This is a genomic window from Achromobacter sp. 2789STDY5608615, from assembly GCF_001298995.1.
GTDB lineage: Bacteria > Pseudomonadota > Gammaproteobacteria > Burkholderiales > Burkholderiaceae_B > Achromobacter > Achromobacter insuavis.
This window is the reverse complement of record NZ_CYTY01000024.1, coordinates 28,242-54,232: the sequence shown is the minus strand read 5'-3', so window position 1 is coordinate 54,232 and position 25,991 is coordinate 28,242. Positions and strand designations below refer to the sequence as shown.

Annotated in this window: 14 protein-coding genes and 1 pseudogene; 9 read left to right on the top strand and 6 right to left on the bottom strand. The window is 66.1% G+C overall.

All coding sequences use genetic code 11. The annotated features are described in order from the left end of the window. From AOZ49_RS20265 to AOZ49_RS32590, 5 genes are all read left to right on the top strand, one after another. Positions 1-546, top strand: a 546-nt coding sequence (locus tag AOZ49_RS20265) for an SDR family oxidoreductase (protein ID WP_054477390.1), incomplete at its 5' end; no start/stop codon positions are given. Between the two features lie 240 nt (positions 547-786). After that, entirely contained in the window at positions 787-2,490 is a 1,704-nt protein-coding gene (locus AOZ49_RS20260) for a ShlB/FhaC/HecB family hemolysin secretion/activation protein (protein WP_054477388.1), read from the top strand. 39 nt (positions 2,491-2,529) lie between these two features. After that, complete coding sequence (locus AOZ49_RS20255) at positions 2,530-11,145, top strand: two-partner secretion domain-containing protein (RefSeq protein ID WP_054477386.1); 8,616 nt, start codon at positions 2,530-2,532, stop codon at positions 11,143-11,145. Positions 11,146-11,990: 845 nt separating this feature from the next. Beyond that, positions 11,991-12,287 (top strand): hypothetical protein, encoded by a 297-nt coding sequence (locus AOZ49_RS32595; protein WP_156355691.1) that lies wholly within the window; start codon positions 11,991-11,993, stop codon positions 12,285-12,287. Further along, the gene (locus AOZ49_RS32590) at positions 12,284-12,802 is read left to right on the top strand and encodes a hypothetical protein (protein WP_156355690.1); all 519 of its coding nucleotides are present in this window, start codon (positions 12,284-12,286) and stop codon (positions 12,800-12,802) included. The genes AOZ49_RS32595 and AOZ49_RS32590 overlap by 4 nt, the downstream gene beginning before the upstream one ends. Positions 12,803-12,946: 144 nt before the next feature. Here the strand turns inward: AOZ49_RS32590 and AOZ49_RS20250 are convergent, their stop codons facing one another. From AOZ49_RS20250 to AOZ49_RS20240, 3 genes are all read right to left on the bottom strand, one after another. Next, the gene (locus tag AOZ49_RS20250) at positions 12,947-13,540 is read right to left on the bottom strand and encodes a C40 family peptidase (protein ID WP_054477385.1); all 594 of its coding nucleotides are present in this window, start codon (positions 13,538-13,540) and stop codon (positions 12,947-12,949) included. A gap of 212 nt (positions 13,541-13,752) precedes the next feature. Beyond that, on the bottom strand, positions 13,753-15,840 hold the full coding sequence (locus AOZ49_RS20245) for a TonB-dependent receptor (protein ID WP_054477384.1): 2,088 nt from the start codon (positions 15,838-15,840) through the stop codon (positions 13,753-13,755). A 59-nt stretch (positions 15,841-15,899) separates the two neighbouring features. Next, complete coding sequence (locus tag AOZ49_RS20240; RefSeq protein ID WP_054477379.1) at positions 15,900-16,253, bottom strand: hypothetical protein; 354 nt, start codon at positions 16,251-16,253, stop codon at positions 15,900-15,902. Positions 16,254-16,464: 211 nt separating this feature from the next. Here AOZ49_RS20240 and AOZ49_RS20235 point away from each other — a divergent pair, with 211 nt between their 5' ends. Together AOZ49_RS20235 and AOZ49_RS20230 are read left to right on the top strand one after the other, a co-directional pair. Next, positions 16,465-17,964 carry an AMP nucleosidase gene (locus tag AOZ49_RS20235; RefSeq protein WP_369815833.1) on the top strand — a complete coding sequence of 500 codons (1,500 nt, stop codon included), beginning with the start codon at positions 16,465-16,467 and terminating at the stop codon, positions 17,962-17,964. A 166-nt stretch (positions 17,965-18,130) separates the two neighbouring features. Further along, positions 18,131-19,711 carry an amino acid permease gene (locus tag AOZ49_RS20230; RefSeq protein ID WP_156333316.1) on the top strand — a complete coding sequence of 527 codons (1,581 nt, stop codon included), beginning with the start codon at positions 18,131-18,133 and terminating at the stop codon, positions 19,709-19,711. A gap of 78 nt (positions 19,712-19,789) precedes the next feature. Here AOZ49_RS20230 and AOZ49_RS20225 read toward each other — a convergent pair whose 3' ends face one another. After that, positions 19,790-20,719 carry a YicC/YloC family endoribonuclease gene (locus tag AOZ49_RS20225; protein WP_054431409.1) on the bottom strand — a complete coding sequence of 310 codons (930 nt, stop codon included), beginning with the start codon at positions 20,717-20,719 and terminating at the stop codon, positions 19,790-19,792. A 179-nt stretch (positions 20,720-20,898) separates the two neighbouring features. On the opposite strand from AOZ49_RS20225, the gene rph reads away from it, so the two are divergent. Further along, complete coding sequence (rph, locus tag AOZ49_RS20220) at positions 20,899-21,633, top strand: ribonuclease PH (RefSeq protein ID WP_054431410.1); 735 nt, start codon at positions 20,899-20,901, stop codon at positions 21,631-21,633. A gap of 25 nt (positions 21,634-21,658) precedes the next feature. On the opposite strand, the gene AOZ49_RS20215 is transcribed toward rph, so the two are convergent. Beyond that, positions 21,659-23,029 (bottom strand): MmgE/PrpD family protein, encoded by a 1,371-nt coding sequence (locus tag AOZ49_RS20215; protein WP_180188488.1) that lies wholly within the window; start codon positions 23,027-23,029, stop codon positions 21,659-21,661. Then, a complete protein-coding gene (locus tag AOZ49_RS20210; protein ID WP_006394775.1) occupies positions 23,026-24,186 on the bottom strand; it encodes an acyl-CoA dehydrogenase family protein in 1,161 nt (386 codons plus the stop codon). Before AOZ49_RS20210 ends, AOZ49_RS20215 begins: the two co-directional genes overlap by 4 nt. 140 nt (positions 24,187-24,326) lie before the next feature. On the opposite strand from AOZ49_RS20210, the pseudogene AOZ49_RS31845 reads away from it, so the two are divergent. Beyond that, positions 24,327-25,853 (top strand): annotated as a pseudogene (locus AOZ49_RS31845) (methyl-accepting chemotaxis protein); the annotation flags it as partial. Positions 25,854-25,991 lie beyond the last annotated feature (138 nt).

Below are 25,991 nucleotides of genomic sequence, written 5' to 3'. Positions count from 1 at the left end.
CTGTTCGACACCACCCAGCGTGAGTACGGCCGTCTCGACGTGCTGTTCAACAACGCCGGCCGCGGCGCGCCCGCCATGCCGATCGAGGAATTGCCGGTGGCGCTCTGGCGCGAGGTGGTCGATACCAACCTGACCGGCATGTTCCTGTGCGCGCAGGCCGCGATCCGGGTCATGAAGGCGCAGACGCCGCAGGGCGGCCGCATCATCAACAACGGTTCGATCTCGGCGCACGCGCCGCGCCCGTTCTCGATCGCCTACACCGCCACCAAGCACGCGGTCACCGGCCTGACCAAGTCGATCTCGCTGGACTGCCGGCCGTACCACATTGCCTGCGGCCAGATCGACATCGGCAACGCCGCCACCGACATGACCGAGCGCATGGCCGCCGGCATCCTGCAGGCCGACGGCAGCACCAAGGTCGAGCCGCGCATGGACGTGGCCCACGTGGCCCAGGCCGTCGCCGCCATGGCCCGCCTGCCGCTGGACACCAACGTGCAGTTCATGACCATCATGGCGACTACCATGCCGTTTGTCGGCCGCGGTTGACCGCGGCGAGCGTCACCAACAAAAAAGCGCCCGAGGGCGCTTTTTTGTTTGGTTTCCGGTTTCTTGCCGGGCATGAAGTCTGATGCACTGCCGCCGCTCACCGTCAATAGGTTATCTGATCCGAGAGTGTGACTTACGACCAACGCTTGGTCGGACAAACCGGCTCGCGGCATTCCAATCTTCGCCTTCCCTCCATCCAATGCCTAAGCATGATTGCGTGCGGGTACATAGGGAGAGGGGATGGTCGGGTGGTTGCGGCAGGGGGTATGGCTCTCGTTCAGCCTGCTGGTGTTCATGGTCTCGGCGTCTGCACAGACGCAGGATGGCGCCGCGCAGGAACTGTTGCGCCAGCAGGAGCGCGTGAGGAGATTGCGCAAGCAGCTGGAAACGGCGCCGAATGCACGGGCGCAGCCGGCGCGCGCTCCGTCACTGGATCTGTTGCCGCAGGACGAGACGCCATGTTTCCCGATTGGCCGCATCCGGCTCGATGGCGAGGATGCCCAGCGGTTTCTCTGGGCCCTGAGCGCCGCCGACCCCGAGAACGATGCCGCCACGGGACGATGCCTTGGCGCCGAGGGCATCAGCGTGGTCATGGCGCGCGTGCAGAACGCCGTCGTTGCGCGGGGGTTCGTCACCACCCGTATCCTCGCCGCGCCCCAAGATCTGAAGGGAGGCACGCTGACGCTTACCGTCGTGCCCGGTCGCGTCCGCGCCATTCGTTTTTCGCCGGGCACGTCGCGCCAGGCCACGGCCTCGAACGCCGTGCCGGTCAGGCGCGGCGACCTGCTCAATCTGCGCGATATCGAACAGGCACTGGAAAACTTCAGACGCGTGCCGACCGTAGAGGCCGACATTCAAATCACGCCTGCTGAGGGAGACGATGCACGCCCGGGCGACAGCGATGTGGTGATCCTCTGGCAGCAGCGTTCCCCACCCGTGCGCTTCAGCGTGTCACTGGACGACGCCGGCAGCAGGGCGACCGGCAAGCTTCAAGGCGCAGCCACACTTTCGCTCGACTCCCCGCTCTCGTGGAACGATCTGTTTTACATCAACGTCAGCCGCGACATGTTCAACGCCAGCGGTAAGGGTACTCGGGGTTACACCACACATTACGGCGTGCCCTGGGGCTACTGGACACTCAGCGCCACCATCAGCGGCTACAGGTACCACCAGACCGTTGCCGGATACAGCCAGAACTATGTCTACAGCGGTACCAGCAACAACGCCGAAATGCGCCTGTCGCGTCTGGTTTACCGGGATGCCAGCCGTAAAACCTCGTTCTACGGACGCGGCTGGATGCGCAGGTCCGGCAACTTCATCGACGACACCGAAATCGGGGTTCAACGGCGCCGCGCCGGCGGTTGGGAACTGGGCCTGACCCACCGTGAATTCCTGGGCGAAGGCGCACTTGATGCGGGTCTCGCCTGGCGGCATGGCACTGGCGCTTTCAAAGCGATGGCCGCGCCCGAAGAAGACTTTGGCGAAGGCACTTCGCGGATGAAGGTCATCACCGCCGACATTCAACTGGTGGTCCCGTTCCGGCCAGGGGCGCTGCGAGCCCGTTACACCGGCAACTGGCGCGCGCAATGGGAGCGTACTCCGCTGGTGCCGCAAGACCGCTTCTCGATTGGCGGTCGTTACACCGTACGCGGCTTTGACGGCGAACTGACGCTCATGGGCGAGCGTGGCTGGGTCTGGCGCAACGAAATCGGTCTGCATCTGGGCGCCGCACAGGAACTCTATCTCGGGGCTGACTACGGCCATGTATCCGGCCCTTCCACTCGTTGGCTCCAGGGGCGCAATCTTGCAGGCGCGGTCATAGGCCTGCGCGGGGGCGCCGCAGGATTCTGGTGGGATCTGTCTGCCGGCACGCCGCTCTCAAAGCCTGGAGGTTTCCGGAGCGGGTCGCTGACGACCGGTTTCAGCCTCAACTGGTCCTGCTGAGTCCGCACGGATTGCGCGCAAGCAAAGGAAATCGATGGCATGAACAGGAACCTCCACCGCATTGTTTTCAACCGGGCACTGGGCCTGTTCCAGGTCGTCGCGGAAATTGCCCGGCGTGACGGACCGGGTCAAGGCGCGGGTGGAGGCGCCGTCGGCAGCCGTTTCTTTGCCACATTCAGACCGCTGGGCCTTGCCTTGGCTTTCGCTCTCGGGCAAGCGGCTATCAGTACATCGGCGAATGCACAGGTCATGGCCGACCCTGGCGCTCCCGGCAATCAGCGGCCGACGGTGCTGGAAGCGGCTAACGGCGTCCCGTTGGTGAATATTCAGACCCCGAGTGCAGCCGGCGTTTCACGCAATACCTACAGTCAGTTCGATGCCGGGCAGCAGGGCGCCATCCTCAACAATTCCCGCAGGGACACGCAAACGCAGCTCGGCGGCTGGGTTCAGGGCAACCCGTGGCTGGCGCGCGGCACGGCCCGTGTCATCCTCAATGAAGTCAACTCCAGTGACCCGAGCCGGCTCAATGGCTATGTCGAAGTCGCGGGCGATCGGGCGCAGCTTGTCATCGCCAACCCAGCAGGCATTTCCTGCGATGGCTGCGGCTTCATCAACGCGGACCGCGCCATCCTCACCACCGGCCGGCCAGTCATCAATGGGGGTGCGCTGGAGAGCTATCGGGTCAAGGGCGGCACCATCCGTGTCGATGGCCAGGGCATGGATGCCAGTGCCACGAACTACACGGATCTGATTGCCCGCTCCGTGCAAGCCAACGCCGGGATCTGGGCGCGGCAGCTTCAGATCACCACCGGGAGCAATGACGTCAGCGCCGACCATGCGAAGGTACGGAAGACCGCCGCCAGTGGTGATGCGCCAGCCTTCGCGCTGGATGTCGGCGCGCTCGGCGGCATGTACAGCCAGAAAATCGTGCTGGTGGGAACCGAGCATGGCGTCGGGGTGCGCAACGCCGGCACGATGGGCGCTCAGGCCGGGCAACTGGTGCTCACCGCCGACGGACGTCTGGAAAACCTCGGAACGATGCAGGCCGGCACCGACGCCCGCCTGGACGCGAGCGGCGGCCTTGCCAATACCGGCACGCTCAGTGCAGGCCGCGAACTGGCGATCAGCACCCCGAAGGATATCGACAACCGCAAGGGGACACTCAATGCGGGGCGTATCGAAGCGATTGCGCAGTCCCTGACCAACCGGGACGGGGTCATCGGACAGACCGGCTTGCAGGACCTGGCACTTCAGACGGGTCACATCAGTAACCGCGATGGCGGTCGTATCGGCCTCGCCGCGCCACAGACGGATACGGCTTCGGGCGTTGGTGACGTGCCGAATGCGGGTACGGACGGCGGAACTGACAGCGCTGCCGGGGACTCGCCACATGGCGGGAACGCCGGCGACGATGGCACTCAGCCGGGCGCCGGCGTTGCATCGTTGCCCAAGGGGGCACTCAACATCTCCACGATTGACAACGACGGCGGCCGCATCCTGGCTGGCGGGCACATCGACCTGAGCGCAAGCGACGGTTTCGACAATGACGGTGGACATCTGGCCGCGCGTCATTTTGAAGTGAGTGGTGGCGACCTCGGCAACCACAATGGAGAAATCAGGATTGCTGCCGACGCCCGGATGACCACGGGGCTGCTCAACAACGATGAAGGTCTGATGCAACTGAACGGTCCTGTCGTCCTGAACGCGCAGGAATTCTCCAACCGTGCCGGCGCTTTCCTGCACAGCGACACTTCCGATACTCACATCAGGATCAAGGGACGGCTCGACAACCGCGACGGTACGCTGGCCAGCAACGCCAGCCACATTGTCGTTGAAGGGCAGTTTGATAACCGTCGCGGCAATGTCATCACATCGGGTGATGCCACGTTACAGGCCACCGACCTGCAGGGGGCCGGCGGGAGCATCGTCAGCAATGGCGCGCTCGATATCCGTGGCGATAGCACTGACCTCAGCGGCGGCAACACCTCCGGCGAGCGTATTCGTATCAATACCGGTCGCCTGCTCAATGTCGGCGGCAAACTCATCGCCACCGGCGAGGACCTGCTTACGATCCGGGCTAGGGAGCGCGTGGACAATTCCGCGGGGACCATCGCCGGTAATGGCGCACTCGATCTCCAGGCCGGCTCGCTGGTTAACCGCGATGGCATCGTGCAGACGGCGGGCACAGCGGACACCCGTATCGACGTGGCGGGCTTTCTGGACAATGCCGGCGGCACGCTGGTCACGGCCGGAGCCACCACCGTGCGGGCGGGAGGACTGCTCAACCAGCGCGGCACGGTACAGAGTGCCAGCGACGGGGGCCTGGACGTCGACGTCGCCGGTAACCTTGATAACCATGACGGCGGCCTCATAGCCAGCGTTGGCAAGGTCGACGTGAGAGGCGGCGCGCTGGACAACCGCGATGGCGCGCGGATCTTCTCCACCGAAGGCAGGCTGGGCGTGGACACTCGCGGCCGCACCGAGAATGCTGGCGGCATCCTGCAGGCTACGGGTGATGTCAGTCTGGCCAATGGTGGACTTGGCAATGCCGGTGGCACGGTGCTCGGCGCCAGCGTCGCGGTTGATACGCGTCTGGCCTCGCTCGACAATGCCGGCGGCACCATCGCCAGCACCGGCGGTTTGCTCGACATCGACAGCGGTGCGCTGAACAATGCCCGCGGTCTGCTGCAGTCCCGGCAGGGGATGCGCGTGGACACGCATGGCCAGGCACTGACCAATATCGATGCCGGCAGCACCGGCGGCATCCTCAGCGGCGACACGCTGGCTCTGAACAGCGGCGACCTGAATAATCGCGACGGCGTCGTGTATAGCCAGGGAGATCTGATTGCCCATACCGGCGACATCGACAACGCTGCCGGGCAACTGGGAGGCAGCGCTGATGCCGATATCGGCGCAACGTCGATCGGTAACGCTGGCGGCAGGGTTCAGGCGGGCAATGACCTGAAGGCCTTCCTCTCCGGGGTCGCAAACAACAGTGGCGGCCTGATGGTCGCGGGTAATGGCCTGACTCTTAACGCCGCGCGGATCCTCAATCGCGACACGCAAAGCGTGCACGCCAGTCAGCCGCTCGGCTTGCAGGGCGCCAGCGTGGCGCTCGCAGCCAGCCACATTGACAACACCGCCGGCACCATCGCAGCCGACGGCGGTATCGGTATCCGTGGCCCGGACGCGGCAGGTCAGCTCGATAACACGCGCGGCAGTATCTCTTCGGGCGGCAGCATCGACATCGCCGTCAGCCGTGTCCTGAATCCGCTCGGCACGCTGATTGCCGGCCAATTAATCAACGTGGCCGCCGACAGCCTGGGCGGTGATGGCAGCTTGTTGTCCAGGGGGGGGGATTTGCGCCTGAGCCTGCGGCAGGACTTCACCAACCTCAGGGAAATCACCGCCAACGGCCGTGCCGATATCGGCACCGCGGGCCTGTTGACCAACCATGGCATATTGCAGGCGGGCGACCTGGACGCACAGGGCGCCGACGTCAACAACAGCGTCACCGGTGAGATGCGTGGCGTACGTACCACCATCGCTGCCCGCAACATCCTGACCAACCGCGGACTTATCGACGGCAGCCAGACACGCCTCGACGCTGGCGCCCTGGATAACGTGGGCAGCGGTCGGCTCTATGGCGATCATCTTGCCATCCGGGCCGGTACCGTCAACAACCGCGAGGAAGAAGGTCTCGCCGCCGTCCTCGCGGCGCGTCAGCGTCTGGATATTGGCGCCCGCTTAATCAACAACCGGGAGAAGGCGCTGATTTTCAGCGCGGGCGGCGGCAGTGATGCGCTGAACATCGGCGGCACGCTGGACGCCAACGACCAGACCGCCGCAAGCGCCGATCTCATCCTCAATGACAGCGCCACCATCGAGTCACTGGGCGGCCTGACCGTCGACAGCGCCCGTTTGCTCAATCGCAATCTGCATTTCCGTACCGAACTGGCGCAAATCAGCGGCCCGACCAGGTACCTGTATATCCAACCTGAAGGCAATCCTGAAAAACACGATGCCGGCGAGTACCGCTGGGAAGGCTGGAGCCGCGCCGGGCGTTATCACCACAAGCAAACTGGTGCGAAGATTCATGACTGGACCCAATACGACGTCATCCGGACCGAGTACCAAACGCAGGTGGTCGAAAGCGCGCCGGCGCTCATCCGCGCGGGCGGCAACATGACCTTGCGTGGCGATGAACTGGTCAACGACAAGAGCCGGATCATCGCTGGCGGCGTCCTGCAGGGCGACCTGACCCGGATCGACAACGTGGCTGCCCCGGGCGAGCACAGGATCCGTCAGAGCGGAACCAGCCAGTACACCTACTCAAAATGGCGTGGTGGCACAAAACGTTATCACCAGCGCAAATGGGACGGGAAGATTGCCTACGTCCCGGACGACATCGTGCACACGATCGACCTCGATGTTTCCAGCTTCGTGCAGAATGCCGTTGGCACAGGCAGCGGCTTCGCGGTGACTGAACGCCAGGAGCATCAGGTCGGCGCCATTGTGGGCGACGGCGTCCGTGCCAACGGCAATTCTGACCCAAAACGGATAACGGAAGTCCTGGCGGACGTAAACCGCGTCGACAGTCCGGGGGAGGTTACGGGGGCACATGTTAATGACGGTAGCGGTCCCGGTCGGATCCCGGGACAGGAGGCGGCGGGCGGCAACGGCGAGGCGCCGGTGATCATTCGCACCGTTCAGGTGGACGCGAACACGCCCGCCAACAGCCTGTTTCGTGTTGCCCCGAATGCCAGTGGCCACCTGGTCGAGACCGACCCGCGTTTCGCCGACTACCGAAACTGGCTCAGTTCCGACTACATGCTGTCCCAGCTTGGCCATGACCCGGCCACCGTGCACAAGCGACTGGGCGACGGCTTCTACGAACAGAAACTGGTTCGCGACCAGATAGGCCAGTTGACTGGCCGCCGATTCCTCGACAGCTACGCCGATGACGAAGCGCAGTACCAGGCATTGTTGGACGCAGGCGTCACCTATGCGAAAGAATGGAATCTGCGTCCTGGCGTGGCACTCAGTGCCAGGCAGGTGGCCCAGCTCACCAGCGACATCGTCTGGCTGGTCGAACGCGACGTGACGCTGGCCGACGGCAGTATCACGCGCGCGTTGGTGCCACAGGTGTACGTCCGCGTAATGCCAGGCGACATTGACGGCAACGGTACCCTGTTGGCCGCCAGTGCCATCGACTTCAACCTGAAAGGCGATCTTGTCAATTCCGGCACCATTGCCGGACGTGCGGTGGTCAACCTTGCCGGCGAGAACCTGCGTAATCTTGGCGGGCGCATCGCTGGCGGTGCCATGGCGCTTGACGCCCGGACCGATATCGACAACATCGGCGGAACCCTGAGCGCGGGTAGCGCCCTACAGCTCATGGCAGGACGCGACCTCAATGTCGCCAGTACCACCCACACCGGCGCCAGGCGGGCCGGACGCAGCGATTTCAGCCGAACCAGCCTGGACCGCGTGGCGGGCCTCTACGTCACCAACCCGGGCGGCATTCTGCTCGCCTCGGCGGGCCGCGACGCCAGTCTGATTGCGGCCCGGGTCATCCATAGCGGCAAGGATGGTCAGACGGCTGTCGCCGCCGGCCGCGACCTGACGCTGGGCACGGTCAGGATCGCCGAACAGGAAAACAACGTCGGCAACGCCCACAACTATCTCAAACAAGGCTACGCGCAAGATGTGGGCAGCCAGATCAGCACGGCAGGCGACCTGCGGCTGCAAGCCGGGCGCGACCTGAACGCCACCGCCACCAGTGTCACCAGCGAGCAGGGCGTCCTGGCTGCCGTGGCGCAGGGCGACGTGAACATCCTGGCTGGCGAAGCGAGCAGCAACTGGGCCGAAGGCCACCAGCACAAGTCCAGGAGCCTGCTGGGCTCCAGCAAAAAGACCGCCCGCGACAGCCGGGAAGATAGCCGGGCGATTGCCAGCACCTTCAGCGGCAACACCGTCGCGGTGCGCGGCCAGAACGTCACCGTCACCGGCAGCAACGTCGTCTCCGATGCCGGCACGACCATTGTGGCCAACAACAACCTGACCCTCCAGGCCGCCACCGAAAGCAGCACGGAAAGCCATTTCAAGGAAACCCGAAAAAGTGGCTTCCTCTACGCCGGGGGGGGGCTCGCCTTCACCATCGGCAGCCAGATGCAAAGCGGCGACCGCCGGGACGTCAGTACCCGTGCCGCCGCCTCGACCGTGGGTTCCACGGAGGGCGACGTGACCCTGGTGGCGGGTGACCACTACCAGCAGATCGGCAGCCACGTACTGGCGCCGCAAGGCGATATCGACATCCACGCCCAAAAGGTGGATATCGTCGAAGCGCGGGAAACCGGCAGAAGCGTGGAACAAAGCAAGTTCCGCCAGTCCGGACTGACCGTGGCGTTGTCGGCTCCGGTGCTTGCGGCCATCGAGACGGCAGGGCAGATGAAGCGCGCTGTCGGCCAGACGACTGACGGACGCATGCGGGCGCTGGCAGGCGCAACCACGGGGCTGGCGGCCAAGAACGCCTACGATGCCGTCCAGGCCGACCCGCAGGCGGCCGGCGGCGTCAATGTTTCCATCACCGTGGGTGCCAGCAAAAGCGGCAGCAAATCCACCACCGCCACCGATACGGCTGCCGGTTCAAGCGTGGCCGCGGGCGGCGATGTGCGCATCCGTGCCGCCGGCAGTCGGGATTCAGACCTGACCGTGCGCGGCAGTGACATCAGCGCGGGTGGCGACGCCATACTGAAGGCCGATGGCGGCATCAACCTGCTGGCGGCTGGAAACACCGTCGAAACCGACCGCAAGAACAGCAGCGCCAGCGCGGGCGTGGGCGCGGCGATTTCCGTGGGCCAAGGCGGCCCGGCGTTCGGCGTGACCGCCAATGCGAGCGGGGCCAGAGGCAACGGCGAAGGCAAAGACGTGACCTGGACCCACAGCCACGTCACCGCCAGCGAGCGTCTTACCCTGGAATCCGGCGGCGACACCCGCCTGCGCGGCGCGGTGGCCAGCGGCAAGCAGGTGGTGGCCGACGCGGGCGGCAACCTCAGCATCGAGAGCCTGCAAGACACCAGTACCTTCAAAAGCAGGGACACCCAGATCGGCGGCAGCGTGACGGCGGGGACGGGGTTCGCCGCCAGTGGCAGCTACGCCAACAACAAGGTGGATGGCGATTTCGCCAGCGTCATGGAGCAATCGCGCCTTGAAGCAGGCGATGACGGCTTCAAGATCAGCGTCCAGGACAACACCGACCTCAAGGGCGCGGCCATCGCCTCTTCCGAAGAGGCGGTGAAGCGGGGTTTGAATACCGTGATGACAGGCAGCTTGACTGTCAGCGACATCGAGAACCACAGCCGGTACAAGGCGACGGGGGTGAGCCTGTCGGGAGGCTTCAGCGTTGCCGGTGACGACAAGCCGTCAGGCGGCAAGAAAGAAGGCGACGACGGTAGCGCCAGGAAGGCTGATGAGTCCTCGGCCAGCAATGTCGCTGGCAAAGGTGATACATGGTCGGTGCACAACTTCGGCAACAGCGTCAGCGCTGGTGCGCCGGGCATGAGCGCGCGCAAGGGCAGCGAGAACAGCGTGACGCACAGCGGTATCAGCGGCGCGGCCGTGACCATCGCCGATACCAACGCCCAGCGGGAACGCACCGGCAGGACCGCCGATCAGGTGCTGGCCATGCTGGATCGAAGCGTGCTGGCGGGCGATGGCGCCGGCGGCCTGACGAAAAAATGGGATGGCGACAAGCTGCGCCGGCAAGTCCAGGCCGAGGCGGAAATCATCGCGGCGTTCGGCCAGCAGGCCGGCGCGGCCATCGAGCGCCACGCGGAACAGAAACGCGCGGAACTGCGCCAGCAGATCAAGGCCACGCAAGACCCGGAAAAGATCGAGGCGCTGCAGGCACAGATCAACGAGATCAATACCCAGGAGCGGCTGCTGAACGTGGCGGTGGGCGCGCTGGGCGGCTCGGGCGGCGTGGCGGCGCTGCAGGCGGGTTTGTCGGAGGCGGCCGACCGCATGCGGCGGTACACGATCGCGGATTCGGAGAAGTTCGCCGGTATTACCGATGAGGAGACGATGCTGGATAACAAGAGCGGGGAGAGCGGGGGTCTTCGGGGCGATGGATTTAAGACGGCGGGGACGCGGGTGGTGTTGGATATTTTGTGTGGGCCCGTAAATAAACAGTGCAAGACTCAGCACGATGCCAACAACCAGCCCGTACTCGATGAAAACGGCATTCCGAAACTTGAGTTGGATGGAAACGGGCGCGTCCAGTTTGATCCATCCAGGGCTGAAATGTCGTTGGCCAAGTTTCTCGAATCCGACCCAGGGAAGGAAATGCCCGGCCCCACAGGCGGCAATCAGGGTGGACCCGGAACGCTTCTCGGTCTTGCGTATTCGCCAGGGGGAGTTCTTGATCTTGCACACGAGGCTTATGGCGGATCGCATGACTTCATCGGCGGCACCCTGAGCGGCTTTTACGACGAGCAGGGCAATGCCCGGCGCGGCCTGACGCCCTTGCAGAAACGTATGTACGAAACCTGGACCGGCATTGCCCTCGTGCCAGCCACTCCTTTTGCGCTATCAGAAGCGCTGCCGCCGCAAGCATGGAAAGCGCTGGACATTTTGTTGAGGATGAAACGATGAAAACGATGATCAGACTATTTTTTGTCTCTGTTCTTCTGCTGTCGGTGACTGGCTGCTACATCACCAAACAGGGGCGGTTATGTGGCATTACCACGTCGCAGAATTCTTGCTACCCGAATACATATAGAGAGGCAATGTATCCCACTCCTCTTCGAGACTACTGGGTGGGTTCGGATAGTGAATCACGATCACAAGATTGGGTCAGTTGCGGTGGAGACCCTGATGGATGGTTTCACGCCGCAGATTCAAGGTCAAGGCTTCAGAGTATTCAACGGTGCATGCTAAAGAAGAATTATCAGTACATCAGAAAATGCGATAGCGAATTCAGGCGCACATTTCCGTCCTGCGGGGCGCCTTGATAATGCGCTTCGGGGCTAAAAACCCCTTTTTGACATGCTTCCAGCCACCTTGTCTGTGTTGATCTGCATATTTATTTTCTGATATCGAAGCGATAAAAGCGATGATGAGATTATTCTTGCCTCTATTTTTTTCTCTGTTGGCGGCTGGCTGCTGCCCCATACAAGGGCCGAATGCCTGCGCCGACAATGCGCACTGGGATATATATAAAGCGAATCTCCGCGTGGAAGATTATGGATTACTCGATGGCCAAACCGATAAGGCCCGTTTGAGGGATTGGAAGGAGTGTGGCGGTGCGAAAGATGGCTCCTATGATCTTGACGAGAAAACACGAACCCATGAGCAGTATTGGAGAGAGTCGATGGCATTATTCAATCGCATCCGACTCTGCATGGAGGCAAAAAACTACATCTTCGTCGGCCAATGCGATAGCGAATTGAAGCGCGCATATCCGTCATGCGGAGAAGGCAAGGACATGTCCGGGCGTATTGGCGGAGACCCAGGGCGGACCCGGAACGCTTCTCGGATTTGCGTATTCGCCTGGGGGAATTCTTGATCTTGCACATGAGGCTTATGGCGGATCGCATGACTTCATCGGCGGCACCCTGAGCGGCTTCTACGACGAACAGGGCAATGCCAGGCGTGGCCTGACGCCCTTGCAGAAAGGTATGTACGACACCTGGACCGGCATCGCGCTTGTGCCAGCCACTCCTTTTGCGTTATCGGAAGCGCTACCACCCCAAGCATGGAAAGCGCTGGACATTTTGTTGAGGATGAAACGATGAAAACGACGATAAGGCTATTTTTTGTCTCTGTTCTTCTGCTGTCGATGACTGGCTGCTTCTATATCAACAAAAGGGGGTATTTGTGCAGCATCACCGAGTCGCAAACCCTCTGCGACCCTGTGTTGAGTGCCTGGGTTGGGCACGGGGTCCTCCCGATGGAGATGTATTGGCCGTTCAATGGCCAAACAGAGGAAGGTCGTTGGAGGGATTGGAAAGAATGCGGTGGAGATAAAGACGGAAGCTTCTATATTAAGGACTATAGCAAGCTTACTGTTCATGACGAACGGTTTCGTAGGGAATCAGAGGCATTGTTCGATGAGCTTAAACGCTGCATGCAGAAGAAGGGCTACCAGTTCGTTCCCCAGTGCCACCAACTAGAGAAATGCGGCCCACCGCCTCCAGCGCCAAACGGCGTATCGTGGCCAACTTGGGCGTCGGACGTGTGGCCGCCGCAATCGCTGGGGGATCGCCCGCCGCCGCGGCATTTTTTACCGCCGCGGCAAGGAACGCCTTGAGCAATGGCGCGCACCGGCAAGACCGCCGATCAGGTGCTGGCCATGCTGGATCGAAGCGTGCTGGCGGGCGATGGCACGGGCGGCCTCACGCCCTTGCTGCCCCCTTGGGGCAGCAAGTCCACAGCGCACAGTGTGAGAGCCTATCTACTTCTGCGCCAGCATCTGGCCCTTGGCCGTGTCGATGTAGCTGCGCGCGCCGAGATAGCGCTTGGACCAGTAGGGATTCTTCATCTCGTCCACCCGCACCTTGGCGCCGCGGCGCGGGGCGTGCACGAACTTGTCCTGGCCGATGTAGATGCCCACGTGCGAGGTGATGCCGCGGCCGCGGGTGGCGAAGAACACCAGGTCGCCGGGCTTGAGCAGTTTCTTGTTGGACACCGTGTCGCCCTGGGTGCGCTGCTGGCGCGCGGTGCGCGGCAGTTCCAGGCCCGCGATCTCGCGGAAGACGTAGAGCACCAGGCCGCTGCAGTCGAAGCCTTCGGCGGCGTCGTCGCCGCCCCAGCTGTAGGGCGTGCCGATGGCGGACAGGCCGGCCTGCACCACGCGTTCGCGCAGGGTGGGCACGGTCGGTTCCTGTGCCAGGCTCAGGCCGGACAGGGTGGCGCGGGCTTGTTCGGAGGGGATGGACGCCTGGGCGGCGCCGGGTAACCAGGAGAACGTCAGGGCCAGCAGGGGGGCGGAGAGGAAAGCGGGAAGGCGGAACAGGGCGGATCGTGCTTTTCGCGTAGGCGGCGTCATTACGTCACTTCAAGAATCGGAGTGGGCGGCATGGCTTTGTCGGGTCGGACAAGCCGGCGGAAAGGGGTGCAGGGGAGGCTTGAGCTTCACAAACTGCCATCGCATTGTAATGGAATAAAGTTTCATTACATTTGTAGTGCAATGCAGCATCCTGGCGGCGCGCCCGTTACCTCGGCCAGTGGGGAAAAGGTAACGGGCGCCGCGCCTGGCGACTAGAAACTGCCGCGCAGGCCGACCATCACGGCGCGGCCGCCCTCGGGGGCGACGTCGCGCAGCACCGACGTGGCGTAGCGGATGTCCTGGTTGGTCAGGTTGATGCCGCGCACGTAGGCCTGCCATTGCACCGCCGCAACCTTGAAGCGGTAGCCGGCGTTGGCGTCCAGGCTGTAGTAGCCCGCCGTGGCGGTGTCGTTGTCCGGGCGGCTGTGCTGGGCGAAAGCCTTGGAGACGCTGACGCCGGCGCTGTAGGGCCCATAGCCGTAGTCCAGCGCCACGCGCAGGCGCAGCGGCGGGATGCGCGGCAGCGAGCGGCCGGTGTCGCTGTTGCGGGCCACGGTGTAGTCGCCCGACAGGCCCAGGTCCAGCTTGTGGCCGCCCTGTTGCAGCACGCGCGTGCTGCTTTCCGCTTCCACGCCGTACAGGCGCGCGGACACGCCCTGGTAGCGGGCCTCGGGCAGGGCGCCATCGTCGCCGGCCGCGACCAGGTCGCCGTCGTCGTTGCGGAAGCGGCCGGTGTTCATTTCGGCCAGGTAGTTGGAGAAGCGGCTGTAGAACACGCCGACGCTGGCGCTGTCGGCGTCCTTCTTGTAGCGCAACGACAGGTCGCCGGACCAGGCGCGTTCCTTGGCCAGGTTCTGGTCGCCCACCAGGTATTGGCCGGTGGCGGCGTGCGGGCCGTTGGCGTACAGCTCGTAGAAGGTGGGCGCGCGCTCAGTGTAGGCGGTGTTGGCGGCCACCGACCAGGCGCTGTCCAGCTTGTAGATGCCGCCCAGCGAGAAGCTGCCGGCGGTGAAGGTGCGGCGGTTGGAGCCGTCGAAGCGTTCGTTGCCGCCGCCGCCCGGCGTCAGGCGGGTGTGGTCGGCGCGGGCGCCGGCGCTCAGCGTCAGGCGGTCGTTGATCTTCCATTCCTCCAGCGCGAACAGGGCGACCGAGTCGGTGTCGGTGGTGGGCACCAGGGCTTCGTCGCCCAGCGCCGAGAAGCGCGTCTGGCCCAGTTGCAGGCCGACCACGCCGTGCAGCGGCCCGATGTCGGCGTGGCGCGCCTCGATGCGGGCCTCGTAGCCGCGGTTCTTGAAGATGGTGCCGGTTTCGCCGTCCTCGATTTCCTTGTGCTGGTAATCGGTGTAGGCGAAGTTCACCTTGACGCTGGTGAACAGGCCCTCCAGGTCGCGCAGTTCGCTGGCGAAGCCGAAGCGTTCCTGGCGCATCTTGATGCGCACGTCCGGCTCGGCCACCGAACCGTAATCCGAGTCATAGCCGCTGTAGGACAGGCCGGCATAGCCGCGGTCGCCGGTCCAGGACATGCCGAGCGCGCCGCCGCTGGCCTGGCCGTCGCTGTTGGGCAGGGTGCCGCGCGGCTGGGCCTGGTCGGGGCCGTCGATGGCGCGCTGCTGCGCGGTGCGGGCGTAGCCGGGAATGCGCAGGTCGCCGGTCTTGCGGCTGAAGGCGTCGGCGTGGATGGCGAAGTTGCCGTCGCCGCCTTCGAGCTGGATCGCGCCATTGCGGTCGTTGTTGGCGCCGCCGTAGCTGCCGGCGACGTCGCCGTGGATGCCGTCGATGGGTTCGGTCGGAATGCGGTTGTCGATGGTGTTGACCACGCCGCCGATGGCGCTGCCGCCATACAGCAGGGCGGCCGGGCCGCGCAGGATCTCGACCCGGTTGGTGGACAGCGGGTCCTGCGGCACGGCGTGGTCGAACGACAGCGACGAGGCGTCGAGCGAGCCGACGCCGTTGTTCAGCAGGCGGATGCGGTCGCCGTCCATGCCGCGGATCATGGGCCGGCCCACCATCGGGCCGTAGGTGGTGGTGGAGACGCCGGGCAGGCCGTTGAGCGTTTCGCCCAGGTTCGAGCCGCGGCGCAGGTCGAGGTCGGCGCCTTGCACCACCGTGGACGGCGAGGCGAGCGCTTCGCTGCCCAGCGGATTGGCGGTGATGATGACGGGCGACAGCGTGGTGGCGTCGGCGGCGGCCTGGGCGCGGGCGGCCTGCGGCAGCGCCAGCAGGCAGGCGAGGGCCAGCGGGCTCAGGGTGAAGGCGCGCAGGGACGAACGCGTCCCCGCGAAGGAAGAAGCAAAAGACATGGTGGCAGTCCTGGATGCCGGCCGAGGGTCGGCGGCGGTTGATATCGGGCGCGAGGGGATCAGGCCGCGGCGGGCGGGGCGCGCGATTGGAACCAGGGGCTGGTGACGAGGGTGGCGCCGCGCGGGGAGGGCGGCGGCGGCGTCAGCCGGGGCGGGCTGCCGGCAATGACGGGAAACGAGGCCGGCAGCGTCGCGTCCAGCAGATCCCAGATGTGGCAGAGATCGCAATGGCCGAGCTTGTCGGGGGTGTGCGCGGCATCCTGGCTGGACGCCGGTTCGCCATACAGGTGCGACAGCGCGTGCCGCGCGCCGCCCAGCGGCGCCAACAGCAGACAGGCGCACAGCCACGCCAGCGTCGCCCATCGGGCAAGGCGCTGAGTCGAAGGCGGGCGAAGGCCGTTGGCCGGCGGCATGGTCTGGGCGTGAAAAAAGGAAAAACGGAATGATATATTGTTTCCATCTCAATGACGACCATGAGACGGAAGATTGTGCGCCGCCATGCGGGCCAATATGACACTTCATCTGACGACCGGGTCGGGCATAATCGGTGCCATCGGCCCTTTCCGGCTTGATCGCCGACCGCGGCCGCTGAAAACAAGACCATAAGAAAGCGGAGTCCAGCGCATGATGAACGCAGTGCACCCTTTGTCCTCGATGAACCGGCCCGAGGCCATTCCTTTCGAGCCCTACCAAGACGCGGTGGCGGCGGTCGACCGGCTGGCGGAAATCTACGCCCGCAACACGGCATTCCTGCGGGCGGCGTTCCGCGAAGTCCTGAAAGGGTCGTCCAACGGCCGCGAACGGGCCCGGGCCTATTACCCGGCCATCCGCATCCTGGTGGAAACCTACGATCCCATCGATACCCGCTTGTCGTACGGCCACGTGGCCGAACCCGGCATCTACCAGACCACCATCACCCAGCCGGCGCTGTTTCGCGACTACCTGATCGAGCAGGTCGGCCAGCTGCTGCAGAACCACCGCGTGGCGGTGGAGGTCGGCGAATCCGATTCCCCCATCCCGCTGCATTTCGCCTTCCCCGAGGGCGCCTATGTCGAAGGCGAGCACCTGGAGGCGCTCAAGCGCCCGCTGCGCGACCTGTTCGACGTGCCTGATCTGGCGGTGACCGATGACGCCATCGTCAATGGTTCGTGGCGCGGCAAGGAGGGCGAGCCCAAACCGCTGGCGCCTTTCACCGCGCAGCGGGTGGACTACTCGCTGCACCGGCTGCAGCACTACACCGCGACGGCGCCGGCGCATTTCCAGAATTTCGTGCTGTTCACCAACTACCAGTTCTACGTCGACGAGTTCTGCGCCCGCGCCCGCGCGCTGATGGCCAGCGGCAACGAGGACTACGAGATGCTGGTGGAGCCGGGCAACCGCATCACGCGGCGCGGCGAATCCGGCCCGGCCGACGACGGCCAGGCGCAGCGCCTGCCGCAGATGCCGGCCTACCACCTGGTGCGGGGCGACCATTCGGGCATCACGCTGGTGAACATCGGCGTGGGGCCGTCCAACGCCAAGACCATCACCGATCACATCGCGGTGCTGCGTCCGCACGCCTGGCTGATGCTGGGCCACTGCGCCGGCCTGCGCGATTCGCAGCGGCTGGGCGACTACGTGCTGGCCCACGGCTACGTGCGCGAGGACCACGTGCTCGACGATGACCTGCCCACCTGGGTGCCGGTGCCGGCCCTGGCCGAGGTACAGGTGGCGCTGGAGCAGGCGGTCGAAGAGGTCGCCGGGCTGTCCGGCTGGGATCTCAAGCGCATCATGCGCACCGGCACCGTGGCTACCATCGACAACCGCAACTGGGAATTGCGCGACCACGTCGAGCTGGTCGAGCGCTTCGCGCAGTCGCGCGCCATCGCCCTGGACATGGAGTCGGCCACCATCGCCGCCAACGGCTTCCGCTTCCGCGTCCCCTACGGCACGCTGCTGTGCGTGTCCGACAAGCCGCTGCACGGCGAACTCAAGCTGCCGGGCATGGCCAGCGCGTTCTACCGCCGCCAGGTCAACCAGCACCTGGAGATCGGCATCCGGGCGCTCGAGCGCCTGCGCGACATGCCGCCCGAGCGGTTGCATTCGCGCAAGCTGCGCACCTTCATGGAAACGGCGTTTCAATAGCCCCGTCGCCAATATTCCCCGCGCGGGGACGGATCCACGCCTGCCCCCGGCCGTTTCGACGACCGGGGGCAGTTGCGCTATGCTCGCGCGTTGCGTGGAAATCCCACGGCGCCCGGGGGCACAATCCGCGGGGGCTTTTTTGCTCTGAAGGAACACGACTTTGGCATTGACGGAACAGGACCAGCACCGCGATGGCGGCAAGAAGGGGACGACAGAACCGTCCGAATTGCGCCGCGCCCTGTCGGCGCGCCACCTGACCATGATCGCGGTGGGCGGCTCCATCGGGACGGGCCTGTTCGTCGCCTCCGGCGCCACCATCGCCCAGGCCGGGCCGGGCGGGGCGCTGCTGGGCTATGTGCTGATCGGCGTGATGGTCTATTTCCTAATGACCAGCCTGGGCGAGCTGGCCGCCGCCATGCCGGTGTCCGGGTCGTTCTCGACCTACGGCGCGCGCTACGTCGAAGACGGCTTCGGCTTCGCGCTGGGCTGGAACTACTGGTACAACTGGGCCGTCACCGTGGCCGTGGACCTGGTGGCCGCGCAGCTGGTGATGGCGTACTGGTTCCCGGACGTGCCGGGCGTCTACTGGAGCGCGCTGTTCCTGGCCATCACCTTCGGCTTGAACGCGCTGTCGGCGCGCGGCTTCGGCGAGGCCGAATTCTGGTTCGCGCTGATCAAGGTGGTCGCGGTGCTGGCGTTCGTCGCCATGGGCGTGATGATGCTGCTGGGCATCATCCGCGGCGGCGAGGGCGGGGGCGTGGCCAACTGGACGGTGGGCGACGCGCCGTTCGCCGGCGGTTTCGCGGCGCTGATCGGCGTGGCCATGGTGGTGGGCTTCTCGTTCCAGGGCACCGAGCTCATCGGCATCGCCGCCGGCGAGTCCAAGGACCCCGCGCGCAACCTGCCGCGCGCCGTGCGCCAGGTGTTCTGGCGCATCCTGCTGTTCTACGTGATGGCGATCCTGGTGATCGGCCTGCTGATTCCCTATACCGACCCGCACCTGCTGCGCAACGACGTCACCGACGTCAGCGTCAGCCCGTTCGCGCTGATCTTCGAGCGCGCCGGGCTGCTGGCGGCGGCCTCGGTCATGAACGCGGTGGTGCTGACCTCGGTGCTGTCGGCCGGCAACTCCGGCATGTACGCGGCCACGCGCATGCTCTACAGCCTGGCGCGCGACGGCAAGGCGCCGCGCATCTTCGGCCGGGTGTCGCGCAATGGCGTGCCGCTGTGGGCGCTGCTGGCCACCACCGTGGTGGCGGCGCTGTGCTTCTTCTCGTTCATCTTCAGCCCCAAGGCGGTCTACATCTGGCTGCTGAACACCTCCGGCATGACCGGCTTCATCGCCTGGCTGGGCATCGCCATCAGCCACTACCGGTTCCGCCGCGGCTACGTCAAGCAGGGCCGCAACCTGGCCGATCTGCCCTATGTGTCGCCGTTCTTCCCGTTCGGCCCGATCTTCGCCTTCGTGCTGTGCCTGATCATCACGCTGGGCCAGAACTACCAGGCCTTCCTGGAACACCGCATCGACTGGGGCGGCGTCGCGGCGACCTATATCGGCATCCCGCTGTTCCTCCTGATCTGGCTGGGCTATCGGCTGGCCAAGGGCTCGCGCTTCGTCAGCTACAAGGACATGACTTTCCCGGACGCCCGGGCGCGCAGCGCCTACCTGGATTCGGCCCTGCGCGGCGACCCCGCCACGGTCGGGCCGGAAACGGCCGCCACGGCGCCCGGCAGCGCCGGACGATGAAAAAGGCCGCGGTAGTCCGCGGCCCCAGTGAATCCATCCAAGGCCGTCGCGGCAACGCGGCGGCCTTGTCTTTTGGCGTCACTCGATGTTCTGCGCCTGTTCGCGCATCTGCTCGATCAGCAGCTTCAGGTCCATGGCGGCGCGCGTGACTTCCATGCTGCCGGCCTTGGAGCCCAGCGTGTTGGCCTCGCGGTTCATTTCCTGGAACAGGAAGTCCAGGCGCTTGCCGGCGCTGCCGGCGTTCTTCTTGCCTTCGGGCTTGCCGCCGCCATCGGTCAGCAGGTGGCGCAGTTCCGCCACGTGCGAGCGCAGGCGCGACAGTTCCTCGGCGACATCGATGCGCAGCGCGAACAGGTTGGCCTCCTGCGACAGGCGCTCGGACAGCTCGGCGCCGGAGATGTGGGTGAAGCCGCCCGGGAAGGCCGATTCCACGCTTTCGCGCAGCTTGGCGGCGAGCTTGTCGCGGTGGTCGGCCAGCAGTTGCGGCAGGTGGTTCTGCACCAGTTCGACGATGCCGGCCACGCCGTCCGCACAGTCCCGCATCATGCCGGCCAGGCGTTCGCCTTCGCGCGCGCGGCCTTCCTGCAGCTGCGTCAGGGCTTCCTGGGCGGCCTGCATGCAGGCCGCGCCCCAGACTTGCGGGTCGAGCGCGTCGTTGGCGCGCTGGCCGGGCCAGTTGAACAGCTCCACCAGGCGCGGCGCGGCGATGTCGGGCAGGATGCGGCGCGCGGCCTGCAACTGCTCGGCCAGGGTTTCGAGCCAGGCCGGTTCCAGCTTGGACAGGTCGGTGCTGACGTTGCGGGTGTAGGACACGCGGATCTCGACCTTGCCGCGCGCCAGTTGCGCCGTCAGCAGTTCGCGCAGCGGCGTCTCGACGTGGCGCAGCTCGTCGGGCAGGCGGAAATAGAGGTCGAGGAAGCGGCTGTTGACGCTGCGCAGTTCCAGCGCCAGCGTGCCTTGTTCGAGGTCTGCCCGGGCGTTGCCGAAGGCGGTCATGCTGCGAATCATGGTGTCGATATCCTGTTGCTTGTCTTGGATCGGGCCGCGCCGGTTCCGCCGGTCCGTCGAGTGCGGACGAGGGCGGGTATATGCAACCCGTGTATCGCGGCAGGATACTCCAAACCCGGGCGGGGCCGCGACCCGCTGCCCGTACAATGCCGCCAACCGAATCTGATTGGAGCCTTGCCATGACCTCTGCCAACGCCATTGCCCGCCCGTCGGGCCGCGCCGTCGATGAACTGCGCCCGTTCAGCCTGGAGCGCGGTTTCACGCGCTACGCCGAGGGGTCGGTGCTGGTGAAGGCCGGCAATACCCACGTGCTGTGCACCGCCAGCGTGCTGGAAAAGGTGCCGCCGTTCCTCAAGGGCAAGGGAGAGGGCTGGGTCACGGCCGAATACGGCATGCTGCCGCGCGCCACCCACACCCGTGGCGACCGCGAGGCCGCGCGCGGCAAGCAGAGCGGCCGCACCCAGGAAATCCAGCGCCTGATCGGCCGCAGCCTGCGCGCCGTGTTCGACATGCGGGCGCTGGGCGAACGCACGCTGCACCTGGATTGCGATGTGCTGCAGGCCGACGGCGGCACGCGCTGCGCCAGCATCACCGGCGCCTGGGTGGCGGCGTCCGACGCCGTGGCGCTGCTGATGCAGCGCGGCGACCTGGCCGCCAACCCGATCCGCGACGCGGTCGCGGCGGTGTCGGTCGGGCTGGTGCAGGGCCGTGCGGTGCTGGACCTGGACTACGAGGAAGACTCGGCCTGCGACGCCGACGTCAACGTCATCATGACGGGCGGCGGCGCCTTCGTGGAAGTGCAGGGCACGGGCGAGGGCGCCACCTTCACCCGCGCCGAGCTGGACGCGATGCTGGGTCTGGCCGAGAACGGCATCGCCGGCCTGGTGCGGGCGCAGCGCGCGGCGCTGGCGTAACAGCAGGCGGGCGCGGGCCCGGGCGTCAGGGCAGCAGGGCGCCCACCTTGCCGGCCCGTTCCAGGTTCCAGATCGCGCCGATCAGGCCGCGCAGCTCGGTCTCGCTGGCGGCGTCGGCATAGCGGCCCAGGCTCAGCGTCTTGGCCTCGATCTCGGCGCGCGACAGGGTGTTGCCGGGATCGCCCTTGGGTTCGTCGACGCGGCCGTGCAGCACGCGGCCGTCGCGGGTATGCACCGTGACCTTGCCGATCCAGCGCTGCGGATAGGCGCCGTCGACTTCCGGATCCAGTTCCATCGTCACGCGCCCGCGGAAATCGGCCACCGCCGGATCGTCCAGCGCGGCGTCGAATTCCGGCAGGCCGGCGCGGCCCTGGCGCGCGATCAGGCCCAGCACCGTGCCCATCGAGAACTTGGACTGGTGCACCGTGCGCGGATCGACCACCGGCCCCAGCACGTCGATGGCGCCCTGATGCACGTGCGCCACCACCCGCGCGATGTCGCTTTCGGCCAGCTGATGCTCGCGCAGCACCTGCTGCAGCGCATCCGCCGCCGGATGGGTATGGCGGCACGAGGCATGGAACTTGAACGAGGTCTCGGCCAGCGCCCAGCGCGTGCCCAGCCGGTCGGTCAGGCGCGTCGGATCGGCGTCGCTGGACATGCCGGCGGCCATGCCCTGCGGGCCTTCGAGGATGTGGCGCGCGCCGGTGAAGCCTTCCTGCGCCAGGTAGGCCGCGGCGATGCCGTTGGCGGCGGCGCGGGCGGTGTGCAGCTGCTTGGAATCGGCGGCGTCGCGCAGGAATTCCCACAGGCCGGCGGCCTGGGTGCCGGCCGAGCCGAAGGCGTCCAGCATGGCCGCGGGCGCCAGGCCCAGCAGACGGCCGGTGGCCGCGGCGGCGGCCAGCGTGCCCGCGGTGCCGGTGGTGTGGAAGATCTTGTAGTGCGAGCGGCCCAGGAATTCGCCAACCCGGATGCCGACCTCGTAGCCGGCCACGGCCGCCACCAGCAGGTCGCGGCCGCTGCGGCCCAGCGCCTGGGCCACCGCCAGCACCGGCGGGAACACCACGGCCGCGGGGTGGAACACCGAACCATTGTGCACGTCGTCCTGCTCGACCACATGGGCGGCGGCGGCATTGACCATGGCGGCGAACACCGGCGAGGTGCGGCGCCGGTTGATCAGGATCTCGCTGGGGCCGTCGGCCGGCCCCATTGTTGCGGCGTAGCGGTCGATGGCCAGCACCGGGCGCGACGCGGCGCCCGCCAGGATCGAGGCCAGGCAGTCCAGCAGGAGGTCTTCGGCTCGGCGCAGCACCGGGGCGGGGATGTCCTCGAAGCGCAGGTTGGCGGCGAAGGCGGCGAGGGTGGCGCTTGGATGGGAGGTGTCGGGGGTCATGGTCAGAAGGAGCGCGGCAGGCCCAGGATGTGTTCGGCGACGTAGGAGAGGATCAGGTTGGTCGAGATCGGCGCGACCTGATAGAGGCGGGTCTCGCGGAACTTGCGCTCGACGTCGTATTCGGTGGCGAAGCCGAAGCCGCCGTGGAACTGCAGGCAGGCGTTGGCGGCCTCCCAGGAGGCGTCGGCGGCCAGCAGCTTGGCCATGTTGGCCTGGGCGCCGCAGGGCTCGTGGGCGTCGAACAGGCGGCAGGCCTCGTAGCGCATCAGGCTGGCGGCCTCGACGTTGATGTGGGCGCGGGCGATGGGGAACTGCACGCCCTGGTTCTGGCCGATGGGGCGGCCGAACACCATGCGTTCCTTGGCGTAGGCGGTGACCTTGTCGACGAACCAGTAGCCGTCGCCGATGCATTCGGCGGCGATCAGGGTGCGCTCGGCGTTCAGGCCGTCCAGGATGTACTTGAAACCCTTGCCTTCCTCGCCGATCAGGTTGTCGGCCGGGATCTCCAGGTTGTCGAAGAACAGCTCGTTGGTCTCGTGGTTGACCATGTTGGGGATCGGCCGGATCGACATGCCGTGCTTGACCGCCTCGTGCAGGTCCACCAGGAAGATCGACATGCCCTCGGACTTGCGCGTGACCTGGTCCAGCGGCGTGGTGCGCGCCAGCAGGATCATCAGGTCGGAATGCTGCACCCGCGAGATCCAGACCTTCTGGCCATTGATGACGTAGCGGTCGCCGCGGCGCACGGCGGTGGTCTTGATCTTGGTGGTGTCGGTGCCGGTGGTGGGTTCGGTCACGCCCATCGACTGCAGGCGCAGCTCGCCGGCGGCGATGCGCGGCAGGTATTCGCGCTTCTGCGCCTCGGAGCCGTGCCGCAGCAGGGTGCCCATGTTGTACATCTGGCCATGGCAGGCGCCGGAGTTGCCGCCGCTGCGGTTGATTTCCTCCATGATGACCGAGGCCTCGGTCAGGCCCAGGCCGGAGCCGCCGTATTCCTGCGGGATCAGCGCGGCCAGCCAGCCGGCTTCGGTGAGGGCGCGCACGAAGGCGTCGGGGTAGCCGCGTTCTTCATCCACCTTGCGGAAGTACTCGGCGGGAAATTGCGCGCACAGATCGCGCACGGCTTCGCGGATGTCCTGGTAGGCGTGGGAGGCTTGATGCATGGGGTGGGCTGCAATATGGGTGTAGTAAAGGGGTTCGGTACAGGATCGAATGTGCCGCAACGGGCCGCCCCTGCCAATTCACAATTCATTAATACCGGGTTCCTGTTCGCAAAAGCGCACTTATGTGACGGCCGTTCGTCATGCGAGGGGGCGGGTTGTGTCAAGAAATTGCCAAACTGCATCCCCATAATCGCGCCGATACGCCTTTGTGGCGATGCAACAGACGGATGGATATGCGGAAAAATCTCAGGGTGACCACGGCGGTTTCGGCCATTCTCGCGGTGTTTGTGGCGCTGTTCGCGCTGGCGGCGGCGGCCGGGATCTTCGTGCTGCGCGAGAATCGCGCCGACATCGAGGCGCTGGGCCGGGGCAGCATCGAGCGCGCCAGCGACCTGTCGGACATGACCAGCAGCCTGTTCCAGGCGCGCGCCGCGCTGACGGACGCCAAGACCGCCATGGAAGGCGGCCTGGAGGAGGCCCGCGACCAGTCGCTCAACCACGCCGACGCGCTGCTCAAGCAGGCCGCGGCCAGCCTGGCGCGGTTGCGCGCCAACGCCGACACCAGCGCCCAGGGCGCGCCGCTGTTCGACCAGGCGCTGGCGGCCTATGCCGCCTTCGCCGACCAGACGCTGGCGCCGATGTTCAAGGCCATCAAGGGCTGGAACGGCATCGAGGTCAACCGGCTGGTGGACAAGGTGCTGCCGGTGTCCGGCTCGGCCTACGTCAAGCAGGCCGACGCCTACCAGGCCTACGCCCGCCAGCAGGGCCAGGCCGCGGTGGCCGACGCCAGCCAGACCATGCAGCGCGTGACGGTGGTGGCCGCGGCGGTGCTGGGCTTCGTGCTGGTGCTGGCGGTGCTGATCCGGCTGGCCTTCCGTCGCCGCATCCTGCGGCCGCTGAACGAGGCCGGCGCGCACTTCGACCGCATCGCCGACGGCGACCTGACCGGCAACATCGCGGTCCACGGCAACAACGAGATCGGCGTGCTGTATTCGGCCATGCGCCGCATGCAGACCGGCCTGTCGGCGGCGGTGGCGTCGGTGCGCCATGGGGTCGAGGAGATCCACACCGGCTCGGGCGAAATCGCCGCCGGCGGCGCCGACATGTCGGACCGCACGGCGCGCCAGGCCGGTTCGCTGCAGGAGGCGGCGGCCAACATGACCCAGCTGGCCCACACGGTGCAGATGACCGCCGGCAATGCCGACCTGGCCAGCCGCCAGGCGCTCAGCGCCACCCAGCTGGCCCAGCGCGGCGGCCAGGCGGTGCAGGAAGTCGTGACCAGCATGCAGGGCATCGCCGACAGCGCGCGCCGCATCGGCGAGATCGTCGGGGTGGTGGACAGCATCGCCTTCCAGACCAACATCCTGGCGCTGAACGCGGCGGTCGAGGCGGCCCGCGCCGGCGAGCAGGGCAAGGGCTTCGCGGTGGTGGCGGGCGAAGTGCGTTCGCTGGCCCAGCGCAGCGCCCAGGCGGCCAAGGAAATCAAGGGCTTGATCGAGGATTCGACCTCGCGCGTCGAGGTCGGCGTGCGCCAGGTCAACCTGGCCGGCGACACCATGCGCGACATGCTGACCTCGGTCGACCGCGTGACCCAGATCGTGGCCGAAATCTCCAGCGCCACGGCCGAGCAGGCCGCCGGCATCGCCTCGGTCAATGACGCCGTGGCCGATATCGAACGCTCGACCCAGGAGAACGCGGCAATGGTCGAACAGACCGCCGCCGCGGCCGCCGCGCTGGAACAGCAGGCCCAGGGCCTGCAGCGCGCGGTGTCGGTCTTCCAGATCGCCCAGGCGGCGCAGGCGGCC

Coding starts and splice junctions, on each gene's coding strand:
- AOZ49_RS20260 (WP_054477388.1), top strand. CDS start 787: ATGGTCGGGTGGTTGCGGCAGGGGGTATGGCTCTCGTTCAGCCTGCTG.
- AOZ49_RS20255 (WP_054477386.1), top strand. CDS start 2,530: ATGAACAGGAACCTCCACCGCATTGTTTTCAACCGGGCACTGGGCCTG.
- AOZ49_RS32590 (WP_156355690.1), top strand. CDS start 12,284: ATGAAAACGACGATAAGGCTATTTTTTGTCTCTGTTCTTCTGCTGTCG.
- AOZ49_RS20250 (WP_054477385.1), bottom strand. CDS start 13,540: ATGACGCCGCCTACGCGAAAAGCACGATCCGCCCTGTTCCGCCTTCCC.
- AOZ49_RS20245 (WP_054477384.1), bottom strand. CDS start 15,840: ATGTCTTTTGCTTCTTCCTTCGCGGGGACGCGTTCGTCCCTGCGCGCC.
- AOZ49_RS20240 (WP_054477379.1), bottom strand. CDS start 16,253: ATGCCGCCGGCCAACGGCCTTCGCCCGCCTTCGACTCAGCGCCTTGCC.
- AOZ49_RS20235 (WP_369815833.1), top strand. CDS start 16,465: ATGATGAACGCAGTGCACCCTTTGTCCTCGATGAACCGGCCCGAGGCC.
- AOZ49_RS20225 (WP_054431409.1), bottom strand. CDS start 20,719: ATGATTCGCAGCATGACCGCCTTCGGCAACGCCCGGGCAGACCTCGAA.
- rph (WP_054431410.1), top strand. CDS start 20,899: ATGACCTCTGCCAACGCCATTGCCCGCCCGTCGGGCCGCGCCGTCGAT.
- AOZ49_RS20210 (WP_006394775.1), bottom strand. CDS start 24,186: ATGCATCAAGCCTCCCACGCCTACCAGGACATCCGCGAAGCCGTGCGC.